This is a genomic window from Nostoc sp., from assembly GCF_036919675.1.
Lineage (GTDB): Bacteria > Cyanobacteriota > Cyanobacteriia > Cyanobacteriales > Nostocaceae > Nostoc.
The window spans coordinates 1-19,721 of the sequence record NZ_JBALCP010000075.1 but is presented as its reverse complement, the minus strand read 5'-3'; the positions used below and the strand labels follow the sequence as shown (position 1 = coordinate 19,721).

At 44.9% G+C, this 19,721-nt stretch carries 8 protein-coding genes and 1 pseudogene; 5 read left to right on the top strand and 4 right to left on the bottom strand.

The annotated features are described in order from the left end of the window. The first annotated feature begins 34 nt into the window (after positions 1–34). From V7K49_RS15605 to V7K49_RS15595, 3 genes are all read left to right on the top strand, one after another. A complete protein-coding gene (locus V7K49_RS15605) occupies positions 35–6,676 on the top strand; it encodes a HAMP domain-containing protein (protein ID WP_335206321.1) in 6,642 nt (2,213 codons plus the stop codon). An 18-nt stretch (positions 6,677–6,694) separates the two neighbouring features. Further along, on the top strand, positions 6,695–7,672 hold the full coding sequence (locus V7K49_RS15600) for an SDR family NAD(P)-dependent oxidoreductase (RefSeq protein ID WP_335206320.1): 978 nt from the start codon (positions 6,695–6,697) through the stop codon (positions 7,670–7,672). A 731-nt stretch (positions 7,673–8,403) separates the two neighbouring features. Beyond that, on the top strand, positions 8,404–10,671 hold the full coding sequence (locus V7K49_RS15595; protein ID WP_335206319.1) for a cation:proton antiporter domain-containing protein: 2,268 nt from the start codon (positions 8,404–8,406) through the stop codon (positions 10,669–10,671). Between the two features lie 113 nt (positions 10,672–10,784). On the opposite strand, the gene V7K49_RS15590 is transcribed toward V7K49_RS15595, so the two are convergent. Then, positions 10,785–11,006, bottom strand: a complete 222-nt coding sequence (locus V7K49_RS15590; protein WP_335206318.1) for an Hfq-related RNA-binding protein — start codon at positions 11,004–11,006, stop codon at positions 10,785–10,787. Between the two features lie 69 nt (positions 11,007–11,075). Between V7K49_RS15590 and dapF the strand changes: the two genes are divergently transcribed. Continuing rightward, positions 11,076–11,915 carry a diaminopimelate epimerase gene (gene dapF, locus V7K49_RS15585; RefSeq protein WP_335206317.1) on the top strand — a complete coding sequence of 280 codons (840 nt, stop codon included), beginning with the start codon at positions 11,076–11,078 and terminating at the stop codon, positions 11,913–11,915. 414 nt (positions 11,916–12,329) lie between these two features. Here dapF and V7K49_RS15580 read toward each other — a convergent pair whose 3' ends face one another. Together V7K49_RS15580 and glf are read right to left on the bottom strand one after the other, a co-directional pair. Beyond that, on the bottom strand, positions 12,330–14,561 hold the full coding sequence (locus V7K49_RS15580; protein WP_335206316.1) for a family 1 glycosylhydrolase: 2,232 nt from the start codon (positions 14,559–14,561) through the stop codon (positions 12,330–12,332). A gap of 495 nt (positions 14,562–15,056) precedes the next feature. Beyond that, positions 15,057–17,522, bottom strand: a complete 2,466-nt coding sequence (glf, locus tag V7K49_RS15575; RefSeq protein WP_335206315.1) for a UDP-galactopyranose mutase — start codon at positions 17,520–17,522, stop codon at positions 15,057–15,059. A 746-nt stretch (positions 17,523–18,268) separates the two neighbouring features. Between glf and V7K49_RS15570 the strand changes: the two are divergent. Further along, positions 18,269–18,508, top strand: a pseudogene (locus V7K49_RS15570) (IS4 family transposase); the annotation flags it as partial. Between the two features lie 148 nt (positions 18,509–18,656). Here V7K49_RS15570 and V7K49_RS15565 read toward each other — a convergent pair. Further along, positions 18,657–19,319, bottom strand: coding sequence for a DNA-3-methyladenine glycosylase family protein (locus tag V7K49_RS15565; RefSeq protein ID WP_334867389.1), 663 nt, complete (start codon positions 19,317–19,319; stop codon positions 18,657–18,659). Between the last annotated feature and the right edge of the window lie 402 nt (positions 19,320–19,721).

Sequence of the window (19,721 nt, the reverse complement as noted above, 5' to 3'; positions counted from 1 at the left end):
ACGAAAACCCAGAAAATTCTTTAGAGATAAGGCTATGGCAACCGAACAGTTAACTAGAGACAGCGACAATCTAGATTTAAATCAGCTACTAAGAACGCTGAATGCTGTTAAACAGGGTGACTTCTCGGCTCGGATGCCCATAGACCATACTGGTGTGGCGGGGAAAATAGCTGACACGCTCAATGATATTATTGATCAGAATGAGCGAATGGCGGCAGAACTACAACGGATTGGTAATGTTGTCGGCAAAGAAGGCAAAATTGCTGAACGCGCCTCTCTGGGAGATGTTCGTGGTTCATGGTCACATTGTGTTACTTCTGTCAATACTCTGATTACAGATTTAGTCCAACCAACAGCAGAAACTACTCGGGTAATTCGGTCAGTTGCCAATGGTGACTTATCGCAAACGATCGCCACAGAACTTGAGGGCAGACCTTTGCAAGGTGAGTTTCTCCAAACTGCTAACATCGTTAACACGATGGTAGATCGGCTTGGTTCTTTTGCATCGGAAGTAACGCGGGTGGCGCGTGAGGTGGGAACTGAAGGGAAATTAGGTGTTCAAGCCGAAGTCCAAGGTGTTGCTGGTACTTGGAAAGATTTGACTGATAGCGTTAACTTGATGGCGGGAAATCTCACCGGACAAGTTCGGAACATTGCCGAAGTTGCCACTGCGATCGCTAACGGTGACTTATCCAAAAAAATCACTGTCGATGTTAAAGGCGAAATTCTAGAACTTAAAAACACCGTCAACACGATGGTGGATCAGCTTAATTCTTTTGCATCGGAAGTAACGCGAGTTGCGCGTGAGGTGGGAACTGAAGGGAAATTGGGCGTGCAAGCCGAAGTTAAAGGTGTCGCCGGCACTTGGAAGGATCTCACAGACAACGTTAACTTAATGGCAGGGAATTTGACTGCCCAAGTCCGTAACATTGCGGAAGTAACAACGGCGGTAGCGAATGGTGATTTGTCTAAGAAAATTACTGTCGATGTCAAAGGCGAAATTTTGGAGTTGAAAAACACCGTCAACATCATGGTGGATCAACTTAATTCCTTTGCATCAGAAGTAACAAGAGTTGCGCGTGAGGTGGGTGCAGAAGGCAAATTGGGCGGTCAAGCAGAAGTTCGGGGAGTAGCGGGTACTTGGAAAGACCTTACCGATAGTGTGAATTTCATGGCGGGAAGCTTGACGGCACAAGTGCGGAATATTGCGGAAGTTACCACGGCTGTAGCGAATGGTGATTTATCTAAGAAAATCACTGTGGATGTCAAAGGCGAAATACTGGAGTTGAAAAACACGATCAATACGATGGTGGTTCAGCTTAATTCCTTTGCATCGGAAGTAACAAGAGTTGCGCGTGAGGTGGGAACTGAAGGAAAATTAGGCGTGCAAGCGCAAGTGCAGGGAGTAGCGGGTACTTGGAAAGATTTAACTGACAACGTTAACTTAATGGCGGGTAATCTCACCGGACAGGTGCGAAATATTGCCGAAGTTGCCACTGCGATCGCAAATGGTGATCTCTCTAAAAAAATCACCGTCGATGTCAGAGGTGAAATTCTAGAACTCAAGAATACCATCAATATAATGGTGGATCAACTTAGTTCCTTTGCAAGTGAAGTCACAAGAGTTGCGCGTGAGGTGGGTAGTGAAGGGAAACTGGGCGTGCAAGCCGATGTTAAGGGTGTCGCTGGCACTTGGAAAGATTTAACTGATAGCGTAAACTTCATGGCGGGTAGTTTAACGGCGCAGGTGCGGAACATTGCGGAAGTGACTACTGCTGTGGCAACAGGCGACTTATCCAAGAAAATCACTGTCGATGTCAAAGGTGAAATTCTGGAACTCAAAAACACCATCAACACAATGGTGGATCAACTCAATTCCTTTGCATCAGAAGTAACGAGGGTTGCGCGTGAGGTGGGAAGCGAGGGGAAACTGGGCGTGCAAGCAGAAGTGCGCGGTGTGGCTGGCACTTGGAAAGATTTAACTGACAGCGTGAATTTCATGGCGGGAAGTTTAACGGCACAAGTGCGGAATATTGCCGAAGTAACTACCGCCGTAGCAACAGGTGACCTTTCTAAGAAAATCACTGTAGATGTTAAAGGTGAAATGCTGGAGTTGAAAAATACCATCAACACGATGGTGGATCAACTCAGTTCCTTTGCTAGTGAAGTGACGCGAGTCGCCCGGGAAGTGGGAACTGAAGGTAAATTGGGCGTGCAAGCGGAAGTTAGAGGAGTGGCAGGTACTTGGAAAGACTTAACCGACAACGTAAATTTAATGGCGGGGAACCTCACCGATCAAGTGCGAAACATTGCCGAAGTTGCAACTGCGATCGCCAATGGTGACTTATCTAAGAAAATTACTGTTGCTGTCAAAGGCGAAATTCTGGAACTTAAGAATACCATCAATATAATGGTGGATCAACTCAACTCCTTTGCAAGTGAAGTGACGCGGGTGGCGCGTGAGGTGGGAAGTGAGGGTAAGTTGGGTGTGCAAGCTGATGTTAAGGGTGTGGCTGGCACTTGGAAAGATTTAACTGACAGTGTGAACTTCATGGCGGGAAGTTTAACGGCACAGGTGCGAAACATTGCCGCCGTCACCACCGCTGTAGCTAATGGCGACTTATCTAAAAAAATCTCCGTTGATGTCAAAGGTGAAATTTTAGAGTTGAAGAACACCGTCAACACGATGGTAGATCAACTTAATTCCTTTGCAAGTGAAGTTACAAGAGTTGCCCGTGAGGTGGGAACTGAAGGGAAGCTGGGTGTACAAGCGGAAGTTAAAGGTGTCGCCGGCACTTGGAAGGATCTCACCGACAGTGTAAACTTTATGGCGGGAAGTTTGACGGCGCAAGTGCGAAACATTGCTGAAGTTACCACAGCTGTAGCGAAGGGCGACCTCTCGAAGAAAATTACTGTCGATGTGAAAGGCGAAATTCTGGAACTCAAAAACACCATTAATACAATGGTGGATCAGCTAAATTCCTTTGCATCAGAAGTTACAAGGGTGGCGCGGGAGGTGGGGACGGAAGGTAAATTAGGTGTGCAAGCCTACGTTAGAGGAGTTGCAGGCACTTGGAAAGATTTAACAGACAACGTTAACTCGATGGCGGGGAACTTAACCGGACAAGTTCGCAACATCGCGGAAGTTACAAAGGCGGTAGCTAATGGCGACCTTTCTAAGAAAATTACCGTCGATGCCAGAGGCGAAATTTTAGACTTGAAGAATACTACCAATACAATGGTTGATCAACTCAGTTCCTTTGCAAGTGAAGTAACGCGGGTGGCGCGGGAAGTGGGAACTGAAGGGAAGTTGGGCGGACAAGCGCAAGTCCAAGGTGTTGCAGGGACTTGGAAAGATTTAACAGACAACGTTAACTCGATGGCGGGGAACTTAACGGCTCAAGTGCGCGGTATTGCCAGAGTTGTAACGGCGGTTGCTAATGGTGACTTGAAACGGAAACTGATGTTAGATGCCAAGGGAGAAATTGAAACTTTGGCAGAAACAATCAACGAAATGATTGATACCCTAGCAACGTTTGCCAATCAAGTAACCACAGTGGCGCGGGAAGTGGGAATTGAAGGGAAGTTAGGGGGACAAGCGAGAGTCCCTGGGGCGGCTGGGACTTGGAAAGATTTGACAGATAACGTCAACGAACTCGCTGCTACACTTACCACCCAGTTGCGATCGCTGGCAGAAGTTGCTACAGCTGTAACTAAGGGCGATTTAACTCGTTCCATTGCTGTCGAAGCGCTAGGGGAAGTTGCCATCCTCAAAGACAACATCAACCAAATGATTGCCAATCTGCGGGAAACAACGCAGAAAAACACCGAACAAGACTGGTTGAAAACTAACTTAGCTAAGTTTACCCGAATGCTGCAAGGGCAGCGAGAGTTGGAAACTGTATCTAAACTAATTCTCTCAGAACTTGCACCCCTGGTAGGAGCGCAACACGGCGTATTCTTCCTGATGGAGTATGGGGAAAATACACCGTATTTGAAACTAATTAGTAGCTACGCTTACCGCGAACGCAGACATTTGGCTAACCGCTTCCACTTGGGTGAAGGTTTGGTGGGACAATGCGCTTTAGAAAAAGAGCGAATTCTGCTGACGGAAGTACCAAGTGATTATGTCAGAATTTCCTCTGGTTTGGGAGAAGCCACGCCACTTAATGCGGTGGTGTTACCTGTACTTTTTGAAGGACAGGTGACAGCAGTCATAGAATTAGCTTCATTTCGCCGCTTTAGCGAAATTCATTTGACATTCTTCGACCAACTTACCGAAAGTATAGCGATCGTCCTGAACACGATCGCAGCATCGATGCGAACTGAAGAATTACTCAAGCAGTCGCAATCTTTGGCTGAAGAACTCCAAACCCAGCAAAGTGAACTTCGGGAAACCAACCAGCGTTTAGAACAACAAGCCCAATCCCTCAAAGCCTCAGAGGATTTACTCAAAGGACAGCAAGAGGAATTGCAACAAACCAATGCTGAGTTAGAAGAAAAGGCAGAGTTGTTAGCTACGCAGAAGAAAGAAGTCGAGCGCAAAAATCGCGAAATTGAACAAGCAAGACTCTCTTTAGAAGACAAGGCTGAACAACTCGCCCTTTCCTCAAAATACAAATCAGAATTTCTCGCCAACATGTCCCATGAACTGCGGACACCGTTGAACAGCTTGTTGATTTTGGCGAAGTTGTTGGCAGATAACATTGATCACAACCTCACCAACAAACAAGTCGAATACAGCCAGACAATTTATTCAGCAGGTACTGATTTGTTGACGTTAATCAATGACATTCTGGATCTCGCTAAAATTGAATCTGGAACTATGTCAATTGACATAACCCAAATATCGTTAGCAGAGTTGGGCGAACAGACTGAGCGCACCTTCGGAGAAATAGCTCAGAGCAAAAGACTTGGCTTTGCAATTGAATTTGCTCCCGAATTGCCAATCAGCATCAATACAGATGTCAAACGCTTACAACAGGTGTTGAAAAATCTCCTCTCCAACGCTTTTAAATTTACACAGCATGGGGAGGTTCGCTTAAAGATTGCGGTGGCGAAGCAGGGATGGAGCAACGACCAGAAAACTCTAAATAGCGCCCAGCTTGTGATTGCCTTCTCAGTCAGCGATACAGGCATTGGCATTGCCCCCGAAAAGCAGAAAGTGATTTTCGAGGCATTTCAGCAAGCCGATGGCTCTACCAGTCGGAGATACGGCGGCACTGGATTGGGCTTATCAATTAGCCGCGAAATCGCCCATCTCTTTGGTGGAGAAATTAAATTAGTCAGTCAACCCGGTCAAGGTAGCACGTTTACGTTCTACGTCCCCCAATTGAGACAAGAGTTAAGAGTCAATAGTCAAGAGTCTACATTAATATTTCCCACTCCCTACTCAGTCCCGGCTAAACCAGAGCTATCCGCTAACAGCACTCAGCCCCGGCTAAACCAGAGCTATCCCCTAACAGCAGGTTTAAATGACGATCGCACTACTATTGGCATAGGCGATCGCGTGTTGTTAATTGTCGAAGATGACGTTAATTTTGCGCGTATCCTCATAGAGATGGCGCAACAGCAAGGATTCAAAGTAATAACTGCCCAAAACGGCAGTACAGGTTTGACACTAGCGCAGCAATTCCTACCTTCAGCCATTTTGCTAGATATTAGGTTACCAGAAATGGATGGTTGGACGGTATTGGATCGCCTGAAACATGACCAAAATACACGTCACATTCCTGTACATATTATGAGCGTTGAGGAAGGGAGACAACGCGGTTTGCAACTAGGAGCGATCGCATATCTGCAAAAGCCTTTAACCAGCGAGACAATATCCCAGGCGTTGACTAAAATTAAAGGTTTTGTTGAGCGCCAAGTGAAAAATTTGTTAGTCGTCGAAGATGACGACATTCAACGGCTTAGTATTGTCGAGTTGATTGGCAACAGCGATGTTTCTACTACTGCTGTTGGCACAGGTGCAGAAGCGCTAGAAGCTATTCGCGCCCAGCATTTTGATTGTCTCGTTCTCGATTTAGGGCTACCTGACATGACTGGGTTTGAACTGATCGAACAGATAAAGCTTCTACCTAACGGCAAAACATTACCAATTATTGTTTATACAGGTAGAGAAATTAGCAAAGCTCAAGAAACAGAACTCAGGCGAATTGCCGAAACAATCATCATTAAAGATGTGCGATCGCCCGAACGTCTCCTCGATGAAACAGCATTGTTTTTACACCGAGTCCAAGCAAATTTACCCGCACCCAAGCGAGAAATACTCGAACAACTGCATTCACAAGACTACTTACTCACTGGCAAGAAAGCGCTAATTATAGACGACGATGTGCGTAATATCTTCGCGCTGACCAGTATGTTAGAGCGTTATCAAATACAGGTTTTATATGCTGAAAACGGTAGGGAGGGGATTACTTTGTTAGAAACGACATCAGATATTGATGTCGTTTTGATGGACGTGATGATGCCAGAAATGGACGGTTACGAAACAACACGCGTAATCCGCCAAAACGATCAATTTAAATCTTTGCCGATTATTGCACTGACCGCTAAAGCCATGCAAGGCGATCGCGAGAAGTGTATTGAAGCGGGTGCATCCGACTACATCACCAAACCCGTAGATACTGAACAACTGCTTTCACTATTGCGTGTTTGGCTATACCATTAACCGCAGAGAAAAGCGATCATGAAACATCTTGAAGATAGAGTGGCATTGGTAACAGGTGCTACGCGGGGAATTGGTAGGGGAATTGCTATTGGCTTGGCTGAGGCTGGTGCAACTGTATACGTTACCGGCCGCAGCCTCAACAACTCTTCCAGTGATACGGTTTCAGGGAGTCTTAGTGAAACCCAATCAGCCATAGAGGAAGTCGGTGGTGTATGCATTCCAGTCCAAGTAGACCACAGTGACGATGAGCAGGTGCGTTTACTGTTTGAGCGCATCCAAGATGAGCAGGATGGACAACTCGACCTACTGGTTAACAATGCTTACTCAGGAGTTCAGGCAGTAAAAGACGCCTATGGGCAGCCCTTTTGGGATGGTGAACCAAGTATTTGGGATGCTAGCAACAACGTTGGTCTTCGTAGCCACTATGTTGCGAGTGTTTTTGCTGCCCGAATGATGACCAAGCGTAACTCTGGACTAATTTGCACCATTTCCTCGTGGGCTGGGATGTCTTACATTTTTAATACAGCATACGGTGTTGGTAAAGCAGCTTGCGATCGCCTAGCAGCTAATATGGCTGTTGAACTCAAACCCCATAATGTCGCTTCTGTTTCAATTTGGCCAGGTATAGTTGGTACTGAGCTTTTTTCCCGTTTTGCTTCTGAAATGAATCAAACCAATGCTACTGATCAAAAAAGCTCATTCATCAGCGATCGCTACAACTGGGAAACTCCCTTATTAACTGGACGAGTGATTGCTGCACTTGCTTGTGAGCCAAATCTCATGCGCCGTACAGGACGGGTGCAGATTGTTGCCGAATTAGCCAAGCAATATGGAATTGTAGATGAAAATGGCGATCGGCCCGCATCGCTACGTTCTCTACGTTTTGTGCTGTCGGCTGCATTGCCTGTACTGAGAAAGTACTCATGGCTCATACCTGATATTAAAATGCCGTGGTCACTCCTACTACTGAATGCCCTTAGCTCGCCTAAAATTTAATCGGCATTGGGGATGGGGCATCCACCTTTGATACTCGTGAACGAGTCTTTTAGCTGCGTTTATCCACCTTTGATACTCGTGAACGAGTCTTTTAGCTACGTTCATCCACCTTTGATAATCGTGAACGAGTCTTTTAGCTGCGTTTATCCACCTTTGATACTCGTGAACGAGTCTTTTAGCTGCGTTCATCCACCTTTGATACTCATTAACGAGTCTTTTAGCTGCGTTCATCCACCTTTGATACTCGTTAATCAGTCTTTTAGCTCCGTTGATCCATTTTTCAGACTCGGGAACGAGTCTTTGAAAGCCAGTCTAGAACAAGCTTTTAGAGATTCTCTCGTTCCCAGTCTCTGACTGGGAATGCCTAATGTGGGGGCTGCCGCCTCCCTTACTCGCGGCAGAGCCACAATGATCAGCATTTCCAGCCTCTGGCTGGAAACGAGGTTTTAAAGGGATTTGAGCTTAAGTTGACACCAATAAGCAATGCGCTTTACCCCTACAGCACAGGTCTATTTACCATCCCAGATGATTAATCAAAGTTGGAAACGACCTATTTTGGTAAATGCATACCATGATTAATTTGTACAGTGCATAAGTTCTCCAATAAAAACTCTAATTGCCGCCTTCAAAATAATCAAATTTTGTCGCACCTTTACTAAACAAGCAGTTTGAGCACATAAAACTTTGTATCCTGAATTAATAGGTCTTAATTAATAGTTCTTTTAAAACTGGTGCAAGAAGATTTTAGGCTAATTGTTGATTTAGTTTTAGTTCTAGGAGTTGCAGCCTGTGGCGGACTGTTGGCGGCACTTTTGCGACAACCCGTGCTGCTAGGTTATCTCATAGGCGGGATGATCATTGGGCCAGCCGGACTGGGACTGATTAAAGAACTTATTCAAGTAGAGACTCTGGCACAGTTCGGGGTTGCCTTTTTGTTATTCGCCTTGGGTGTGGAATTTTCCTTTGCCGAACTCAAGAAGGTAAAAGCGATCGCTCTTGGCGGAGGTGGACTCCAGATTGCTTTGACGATTTTGATCACAGTTGTGGTATGCGGGTTAACCGGAGCCTGGGGAGCCTTACCTGCTAAGGGGATGTTTTTGGGATGTATTCTGTCCTTGTCTTCCACGGCGGTTGTCCTCAAGTGCTTAATGGAAGATAACGAAACAGAAACGCCCCACGGGCAAGTTATGCTAGGGATTCTGGTAGTACAGGACTTGGCACTAGGACTGATGTTAGCAGTCTTACCAGCCCTTAACCAACCAGCAGAAACTATTGGCATCACTGTGCTGACAGCACTACTGTTGATTGGTTTATTTGCCGCCGGAGCAGTAGTTGCGGGGATTTGGCTGATACCACCTTTGTTGCAACTGTTAGCCCGTACCGAAAGCAAAGAACTATTTTTATTAGGGGTTGTAGCTCTATGTTTGGGCATTGCTCTGTTGACAGAGCATTTGGGGCTGTCGATTGAAATGGGGGCATTTGTCGCAGGTTTGATGATTTCTGAAGTGGAGTACGCCGATCAAACCTTGACTTATGTCGAACCCTTGCGAGATATCTTTGCCAGTTTATTTTTTGCCGCCATTGGGATGTTAATCGACCCAGTGTTTTTGTGGAACAACCTAGAATTGATTTTGGGGTTAGTGGCAATAGTTTTCGTAGGGAAATTTTTGATTATCACCCCCCTAGTAAAGCTGTTTGGCTACCCTTTGAAAACAGCGATAATTGCCGGTTTGGGACTGGCGCAAATTGGAGAATTTTCCTTTGTCCTCGCTAGTGAAGGGCAGTCTTTGGGGCTGGTGTCCCGACAAATATACTTATTAATTTTGGGAACCACCGCAGTTACTCTCATGCTTACTCCCTTTGTCCTGCGGCTAGTGCCATTTTTATTTAACTTTGCCGAATCAATGCCCTGGTTGAAACCGTATTTAGAAGAACAAGAGGCGCGGGATGTGTCGGAAGATTTGCCCTTCAAAAACCATGTGGTAGTTTGTGGCTATGGGCAAGTTGGCAAAAATTTAGTAAAGTTGTTGCTGCAACATGACTTGCCTGTGGTAGTAATCGACCAATCAGAAAGTAGAATTCAGCAGTTGCGTGAGATGGGTGTGTCTTATGTCTATGGCAATTGCGTGAGTTTACATGTTCTGGAAACTGCTGGCGTGAATTATGCCAAAGGAATGGCGATCGCCCTCCCAGACCCCATGAGTACCCGTCTTTGCTTGAAACGCGCTTTGGAATTGCGCCCAGAATTAGATTTGGTTGTCCGTGCTACCCAGGATAAAAATATTGAGGTGCTGTATCAATTGGGAGCAAAAGAAGTTGTGCAACCAGAGTTTGAAGCCAGCTTAGAAATGGCAACTCATTTATTAACTGGCTTAGGCTTGTTGTCGCCAGCTGTCGTCCAACGCCAAATGCAGCAAATCCGCAACGATCATTATTTAGATTTGCGGCCAGAGCTTTCTGCTACTGAAGTTGCTCGTGATTTGCGCCAAGCAACTCGCGATTTAAATCAGCGCTGGTATCCTTTACCATCTGCTTCGCCTTTAATTGGCATGAGCATAGAAGAAGTAGATATGCGCTACTTAACAGGAGCGAGTTTGATGGCAATTCGCCGCGCTAACGGGGATGAAATCGATTATCCCAATAATCAAACCAAATTGGAAGAAGGCGATCGCTTGCTGGTAGTGGGAGCAGATGAAGAATTAGCAGCTTTGGCAGAGTTAGCTAAAGGACAAGCTGTTGTTCCTGGAGAAAATAGTGCTTGTCAGTGGATTACAGTTAATGCAGATGCGCCAACGCTAGGTAAAACCCTTAGAGATTTAGATATCGGCAAGCAATATGGAGTACAGGTACAGGCGATCCGGCGAGATGGCAAGTTTATCCGCTATCCTGATGGCGGCATGGACTTACGAGTTAGCGACCAAGTATTGTTATGTGGTGGCTTGACAGGTCTGAGTCAACTAGAACAGTTATTTGTCGTCGCCAGTGGAGTTAGGAGTTAGGAGTTTAGAATTTTACAGATGTTTTCATGTATTTGAACCACATCTGTCGTAGGGGCACAGCAATGCTGTGCCCCTAGAGCGTCGTCTATTTACCTGAAAATAGCTGTAACTCCTCACTCACTTGTTTTCGGTTTAATATAAGCGATCGCTTGTTTCCAAACAGTGGTTTGCTGACTGTTTTCATCAGCAATACAGATACAGTGTGGGTCTTGCCATAAAACCCTCCCTGTTACCACATCACCAGTCAGCAACTTGAACTCTACTGGTTTTGTTTGTTTAATCAGGGTTTGGACTTGTCTAATACTAGGCAAAGCGGTGTCAAATTCGGTAAGCATTTTTAGTAAAGATGAACCTACAAGGCAAAATAAAGAGTAACTAATCCTTGATAATTCATCCTTGGAGAAATGGCAATCGAATTTACTAAGTATCATGGTCTAGGCAACGATTTTATTCTGATTGACAATCGCTCGTCATCTGTGCCTGTAGTGACCCCAGAGCAAGCCATCAAGTTGTGCGATCGCCACTTTGGTATCGGTGCTGATGGTGTAATTTTTGCCCTACCAGGAGAAAACGGCACTGACTACACTATGCGGATTTTTAATTCCGATGGTTCAGAACCAGAAATGTGTGGCAATGGCATTCGCTGTTTAGCTGGCTTTTTAGCAGACTTAGAAGGCGAATCCCGGAATAAAGACTCATATCGCATTCATACTTTGGGTGGTGTAATGACTCCCCAACTCTTATCTGATGGTCTAGTGAAGGTGGATATGGGTTTACCCAGGTTACTCGCTGTTGAAATTCCCACCACCCTTGCACCCGCTCAAGAAAAAGTAATTTCTCAGCCGTTGGAGGTGGCGGGGCAAACTTGGGAAGTCACTTGTGTAAATATGGGAAATCCCCACTGCATTACTTTTGTGGAAGATGTAGCAGCAATTGAGCTAGAAACCATCGGCCCTAAATTTGAGCATCACCCAGTTTTTCCGCAACGCATAAATACGGAATTTATGCAAGTGGTACGCCGTGACTATTTGAAAATGCGGGTATGGGAACGGGGTGCTGGGATTACATTAGCTTGTGGTACTGGTGCTTGTGCTTCCTTGGTAGCTGGAGTGTTAACAGGAAAATGCGATCGCGCTGCCACTATAGAATTACCAGGCGGCCCCTTGCAAATTCAATGGTCAGAAATCGACCAAAGGGTTTACATGACAGGCCCGGCTGAGAGAGTATTCACGGGTAAACTGTAACCGACTTAGGAACCGGGATTTAATAAGATCCACAACTTTTTTCTGGTAGCAGCGCACTGAAATGTTTCTGTGCAAGAAATCTGGAAGTTAATAAATCCGCATTCCTTAGCATTGGCATTACTCAAGTAGTAGTGCCATAGAAATCAGCGATCGCCAAATCTGATGATCGCTGATTAAGCATTCTTCAAATCTGTCTACCAGATTCTTGGGCGTGCAACATCTCTATTAACAGTGTCAAGCTAGTGCAAGAGGGTTTGTAGTAAACACTTTAGGGACTTCCAAATAAAAAAATGTCCCAAAACTGACGCAAAAACCCTCTCATTTTTCCTCTCTCTGTGTTCTCTGTGTCTCTGTGGTTCGTTTATTTGGATAATTTATTTCTTGGAAGTCCCTTAGTGCTGAGAAAACAGACCCCTAGATTCTTTCTTCCAAGTAGCGATAAATTGCACTGTCAAGGGATGGCATTAATTCACCTCGGCTGCTACCAAGAACGCTGTAACTTGGGCGCAGAGCAGTTAAACCAAGTTCTTCTGTGGGTAGTGCAATCAGATTGCTGACACTGACTCCAGCTCGCTTGGCCGCTAACCGTGCTAAATCAGCCCAGGCGATCGCACTCTTGTTCGCCAAATGCCACAGCCCACACTCGCCGTCAATTAATAAATCCAGGCTAGCATGAACCAAATCTGGCACATAGGTAGGTGAAACAATTCCATCCTCTGCGGCGATGAAAGTATTCCCAGCACTAAGCTGACGCAGGGCGATCGTGATAAAATTGTAATCATCCCACGGCCCAAAAAATGCACTGGTGCGAATCACTAGCGATGCTGGGTCAGCCTGCAATACAAGCTTTTCCGCCAAAACTTTGCTGCACCCATATACATTCAGGGGGGCAACGGTATCAGTTTCCACATAAGGATTAGACACAGCACCGTCAAATACCAAATCTGAGGAGAAAGTCAATAACCGTACACGATGTTGAGCGCAAGCAGCAGCTAGAATCGCTGGGCCTTCGGCGTTCACTTGCAGGCAAACATCGGGTTCACGTTCAGCATCGTCCACCCGCACATATCCGGCAGCGTTTACAACCGCCCACGGCTTCAACTTGGTAAGCGCCGCATTCACAGAGGCAGGATCGGTAATATCCATCTCTTGACGCGTCAGCAGATGATATGAAATCCCGCGCACTTGGCACAACCGAGCAAAAGCCTTTCCCAGAGTTCCTCTCGCACCGAGAATTGCTAGGGGAGCTGATGGAGATGTTGCTTGACTTTTTCTTGCTCTCCCTATTTCCCCACTGCAACTTAGCGCCGGGTATAACAGGCGCTCTTGGCGATGCCACCATCCTGGGGTATCAAGTAGCGGGTGATCTGGTTGATGCCCAGTTGCTAGAACTCGTACCATTTTAGCGATCGCTGTTGGTCGGGGATGTGGAGAACGCAAATCAAATGCACCTGGCTCGTAGTAGCCGTGAGCTTTTGTGACTAAACTATTCCAATCGTAGCTACCAAGGAGCGCCCAAGCAGTTACAGCGCGGATATCCACACCCTGAGATTGTAATTCCTGCGCCGCATTCCACACTTCATAAAACCAACGTAGCTGCTCCTCACGAGTGCAGCTGACATGAACTTCGGTGACAGCAAGGGGCAGGTGATAGCGTTCCCATGCCTCTAGTAGCAATGTGCGCGGGCCTGCCAAACCCTCAGCACAAACTCGCACCGCCTCTACATCCGCATACTTGTGTTGCCCATTACCGCCATGAGTCCAAGCTGGATAGTTTTCTGTGTGTTCATCCAAAAAGCGTTCACTAGTTAAGTAATGGTTAATGCCGATGATGTCAGGTGGACAAGGATTTTGCAAAAATTCCTCAAGTTCAGCCTCACTGACACCACAGTGGCGCAAGTAACCCCACATGGTATGAGTTTGAGTGATTCGACCACATAATAAATCAAAGCTCAACCAGCGACGTTCGTTCTCAAATTCTGTTTGATAAGCCAGCTTTGGTGTACTGTAAATCTTACCCAAATCCTCGGTTTGGAGCAGTTGGGCATTGGGGTTGACTTCCCGGATTACCTGCATTGCCAGTGCTACTCCACGGCACTGTCCCAACAAAGCACGAGCGAAAGTTAAATCATCCCGACCGTGAGGATACCAGTGGCCATACATCCCACTAAATCGCGCTGTTGTCAGTGGCTCATTTATAGGTGTGTAATGTGTTATCCAAGGATAGCGATCTGCAACTGCACGAGCAAACACCGCTAGTTTTTCTGGAAATTCCAAGTCTACCAAGCTAGTGTTACGCGGCCCGCTGCCATGATGCACTAATCCCACAATCGGACGGATGCAAAGTTCCCGCAAGCGCCCCAGTCTTTCATCCGCCCAGCACCAATCAGCATTTTCTAATCCATTAGGTGCTATCCTCTCCCACAGCACAGGGTAGCGGATAGCTTTTATCCCTAATTCCGCAAATAAATCTAAGTCATCCAAACGCATTGCATGACCGTTGGATTCCAACTGGTCAAAATACTCGTTACCCACGCGATTAACTGTACACTCTACACCAGCCCATACTTCCAGGGGGAGTTGTAAATTATTCTCTCTCAAGACGCTATTAACCGCATCTTTATTTGAGTTAAAGACAAAAGTCATAATTTACACAACTAAAGCTTCTATTAGCTTTGTATTTCTGCGTTTTAATAATGCAGATATAACATATATTTGCGGTTTATTAACCTTGATTTACCGTAGGGGCAATTCATCTAGACGCATACTCCTACGGAGAAGTAAGCTACGCGGAGCGTCTCGTAGAGAAGCGGCTTAAGGCAGGGTACATTGGTGTCAAATTAAAGTGAAAGCCTGTCTAGATAAGTCCTTCAGAGATTGCCTCGTCAAGAGTCTCTGACTCTTAATACCTAATGAGAGGCTCCGCCTCTTACTTGCGGCTCTGCCGCAATGACGAGTATTTCCAGCCAGAGGCTGAAAACGAGGTTTTAAAGGGGTTTACGGTTAAGTTGACACCAATGGGCAAGGTATTGCCCCGACATTTCGTACTTGATGCGTAAGTCCTATCTATTTGACTGAATTCTTTCTTCACTAAGGAATTGTAGGCTGGGCAGTACCTGCCCATGATCAAGATCAACAAACTCAAGCCTTAACCGCTATTTGTTTGTATGTTGCCAAAGCCTGCGCTACACAATGATCCATGTTGAGATACTTGTATGTAGCTAGCCGTCCCACAAAATGTACCCCTGGCTTTACCTCAGCCAGCGCTTTATATTGTTTGTAAATTTCCTGATTTTCAGGACGTGGCACGGGATAATAAGGATCGCCCTCTGCTTTGGGAAACTCGTAAACAATACTAGTTTTGGAATGTTCCTGTCCAGTCAGGTACTTAAATTCAGTGACACGGGTATAGAGCTGTTCGTTGGGATAGTTAATCACTGGCGCTGACTGAAACACAGGGGTGTGATGCGTTTCGTGTTTAAAATCTAGTGAGCGATAGGGTAGTTTACCGTAGCGATAATCAAAAAACTCATCAATTGGGCCAGTGTAAACGATTTCGCGGCAAGGTATTCCTTTCTGGATTTCACGGTAATCAGTGTTGAGCATTAGCTTGATGTTCGGGTGATTTAGCATATTCTCGAACATCCGGGTAAAGCCGTGCAGTGGCATTGCTTGGTAACTATCCGTGAAATATCGACTGTCACGGTTAGTACGGGTGGGAATTCGGGCAATTACTGTTTTGTCAAGTTCCGATGGATCGAGTCCCCATTGTTTACGGGTGTAATTTCGGAAGAATTTTTCGTAAAGTACCTGACCGACTTTACTGATAACTACATCTTCAGAGGTACGGATGTCTTCTCTCGGTTCTGCAACCGACTGAAAAAACTCTTCCGCCTGGAATGAATTGAGGTTCATTCCATAGAGTTTGTTGATGGTGTCAAGGTTAATGGGGATGGGAACGAGTTGCCCATCTACGCTGGCTAGAACATGATGCTCGTAAGTACGCCAGGGAGTAAACTGTGAGAGGTATTCAAAAACTTCGCGTGAGTTGGTGTGAAAAATATGGGGGCCGTATTTATGTACGAGAATACCGTGGTTATCGTAATGGTCATAAGCATTACCACCGATGTGGTTGCGCTTATCCACAACCAATACTTTTTTACTAGAGTTTCTCGCCAAACGTTCAGCTAGAACGCTACCAGAGAACCCCGCACCAACAACTAAGTAATCAAATAAAAACTCTCTGGTAATGATGCTTGGTGCTTCTGGGACATTTGTTGAGATATGAGATTTGCCATTTGTACCATTAACTGTGGCATCTTGTGTGCTAGCGATCGCAGACTCTATCAACTGCATCATCGATCCCCAAGTCCGATCCCAAGAAATTTGCTCTAAAAAGGCATCTACCCGACTCAACCATCCTGATACTGGGGTATCTTCTTGCATTGCCTGTTCTGCGGCGGTGACGAACTCTTCACTAGTGTCTGCAATTCGTACTAACTTCAAATCTCCATAAGGGCGTACTACGTCTTGAATTGAGGTAGACACTACTGGTTTACCTGCGGCAAGATACTCTGGAGTCTTAGTTGGACTGATAAAGCGTGTTGATTCGTTTCGCGCAAACGGCAACATTGCCAAATTCCAACCCGCCAAATATGCAGGTAACTCTTTATAGTCTTTACTACCGAGGTAATGAATATTTTCATGCTGTGGCAAAATTGCTGGGTCAATTTTCACAACTGGCCCAATTATTATTAAATGCCAATCAGGGCGAGCCTCGGCAATCCCAGCCAGCAGTTCAATATCCATCCGTTCGTCAATCACCCCAAAGAACCCAAGACGGGGATGAGGAATATTTGCTTGGTCAACTGGTTCTTCTTCAAAGGTTCTTCCTTGTCCAAAGTGGGCTACATCTACACTACTAGGAAATGCATAAATGTTTGGGTGCTGATTCACCTTGCTTTCGTAAAGGCTTTGTCCCCCTGTAAACACTAAGTCTGCACGACGAAACAGTTCTGCTTCGTAGTTTTTTAAAGTGGGTGATGCTCCCTTAAAGGCAGACAATTCATCCATGCAATCATATATAACTGCTTGGGGTTGCAAATGACGTGTCCAAGCGATCGCCATTGGAGTATAATACCAACAAATGTACTTGTTGATGTTATGCTCTACAAACAAACCATTAATCAACACTTGTAAATCTGCGTTTATTGCTTCCTCGCTCAGACCTTCTGGTAAGTGTGGTACAACAACAACAACTCCACTATCATCTTGGCTGACATTCAATCGCCCCAATGGTTCCTGGCTAAAAATTGGCTCCTCGATAAAGAACACCCGCTTTCCTTGAGTACAGCGGCTTAGAAGATGTTGTGGTCTTTGATAAACGAAATTCCAACGCAAATGAGATAGGCAAACTATATCAGGTGTATCTGTAAATTTTTTTGTTCGGGAAGTTTTATTGAGTGAGGATAAATTCAGTGATGATGTCTTTAATGATTGGAATTTGGCTGGTTCCGATAGTTTTGCTTCACTCAGCTTTGGCGACACAATATCACTGATACCGTTAGTAGCACCGCTATTTTCTACTTGCACTTTCTTGCTTGACATAAATAATGATTAACTCAACTTTCCGAATATTGGAATAACAATTTTTATTCTTTTTATAATTATTTTTAATATTTGCTTTTTTTGCCCGGTTATTCATCTATCTAAATAAATGATAATGGACTCCTTTATTATTCCTAAGTATGAACTTTTCCTTAATTAACAGATGCCACTCTCTGCCAAATTTTACTAAGAGGATGTTTTAAAAGTCGCGGAAGGTATAATTTTGCTGTTCTGCACTGGGTTAAGTACAACGAAAAATTAAGGTTTGAGCCATGTACAGAAGTGCTTTGCTAACTAGAAAAGTAAAAGACCCTTTTAAAACATCCTCTAAAGCTATAACCTTGTGTATGCCAAAAGGCTGATATTTAAATTAAGTGTGGAAGTAAATTTTGATAAAATAAAAATTTTAATAAATATATATTATTGAAATAGTGAATACAAACTTTTTCTAGCTACTGCTCATAATTATATTGTGATAGTCAAAAAATTATCAGCTAAAACCAGTTTAGCCAAGGCTTTCACTAGCTTTTTCCTCTTGGTCAACGCGATAACTAAAATATTTTGGCGATAAGTCTAATAATCCTGACGGGGAAAACAAATAAGCTACAAGACTTATGGGGTCTAGAATGCAGCAATTTATGGGATAAAAAGACAGGTCTACGTTTGTCAATAATCCCTAATTATTGATAATCTAACTAACATTTTACCAAAAACACTTAAAAAGCCAATTTAGTCTTGGTGGATACCTGTTGTTAAAAATTGTAATTAATCTCTTGCAATCAATTAAAAAAGTTAGTTTAGAAACCTTGGCTAATGCTCAACCGATTCCAATTATATGTGAAAGCAGAAGAAAGAAAATACAGAGATTTCTTTGATTAGCAAACCTAACAATTAAAAAAAATTGGTTTCCGATTATTACCACATGGGTAGAAACACAATTTACCTCGAAAAAAATCATTTATGTAGTAATTCGTACAAGTTGGGGAGCCACTGTTTTGGACGGCTCTAGCGACTTTAAGCATGTGGCGTCTTGTCTAAAATCTATTCATGGTTAGCGTCTGGCAGAGAAGACGCAGAGGAAGCAGAGAGAAGAAAGAAATGCTTAACTGCAACTGTATAGCATTAAGTGCAAGTTTAGGGAGAATTGGCATTACTCAAGTAGTAGTGCCATAGAAGTCTTGCAGCAACTGCTCGCCACGGTCGCCAGTGCTGTGTCATTGCTTCCAGTTGAACTGGTGTTGGCCGCGTCGCCAATCCTTTGAGTTTTTGGAAAGCGATCGCGATCGCTAAATCGCCTTTGGGAAAGACATCAGGACGTTGCAGTGCCATTAGCAAGTAAATATCAACTGTCCAGTCTCCTATCCCTTTGAGACACTTTAGCTCAGTTCTGATCGCAGTTTCATCCATTTTTTCCAACTTGCTGAGGTCAAGCTGACCACTTGCGATCGCATCCGCCAACCCACGACAGTATAAAATCTTTTGCCGACTAAATCCAATTCCTCTCAATTGAACATTATCCAATCTCAGAAAATTTTCTGGTGTCAGCGTTACAACAACCCCACATAATCGGGTAAATACAGCCTTTGCAGCTGCTACAGAAACTTGCTGTTCCAGAATTATGCATAGAAGCGTTGCAAAACCCGGTTCTCTTGACCATATAGGTGGAGGCCCCAGTGTCTCTAAAATCCGAGCCAAATCGCTATCAAGATTGGCAAGCACCATTAAACCACGGGTCAGATTTTCTTCAGTCAACGATTCTAATTCAGGTGTTTGAGCGGCTGTTTCTTCCAATGTCATGTTTGATAAATTGCGATCAAAAAAAAGACTGGGGACTCGTCATTGGTGTCAACTTAAGCTAAGATGCATGTCCCACAGGCGTTTTACCCCCCTTAATCCCCCCTTGTCAAGGGGGGAAACAGGAAATTTAGTTCCCTCCCCTTAGAAAGGGGAGGGTTAGGGTGGGGTAACGCGGATCGTGAGGGAAGCCAGAAAACTGAATATCACGTCTTGACAAGGGTTTCACGTTAAGTTGACACGCATGGGGACTCGTTCATCTCTCTTAAATACTCATTCATCCACCTCAGAACTCCGTTCATCCATCTCGGAACTCCGTTCATCCACCTCAGAACTCCGTTCATCCACCTCAGAACTCCGTTCATCCACCTCAGAACTCCGTTCATCCACCTCAGAACTCCGTTC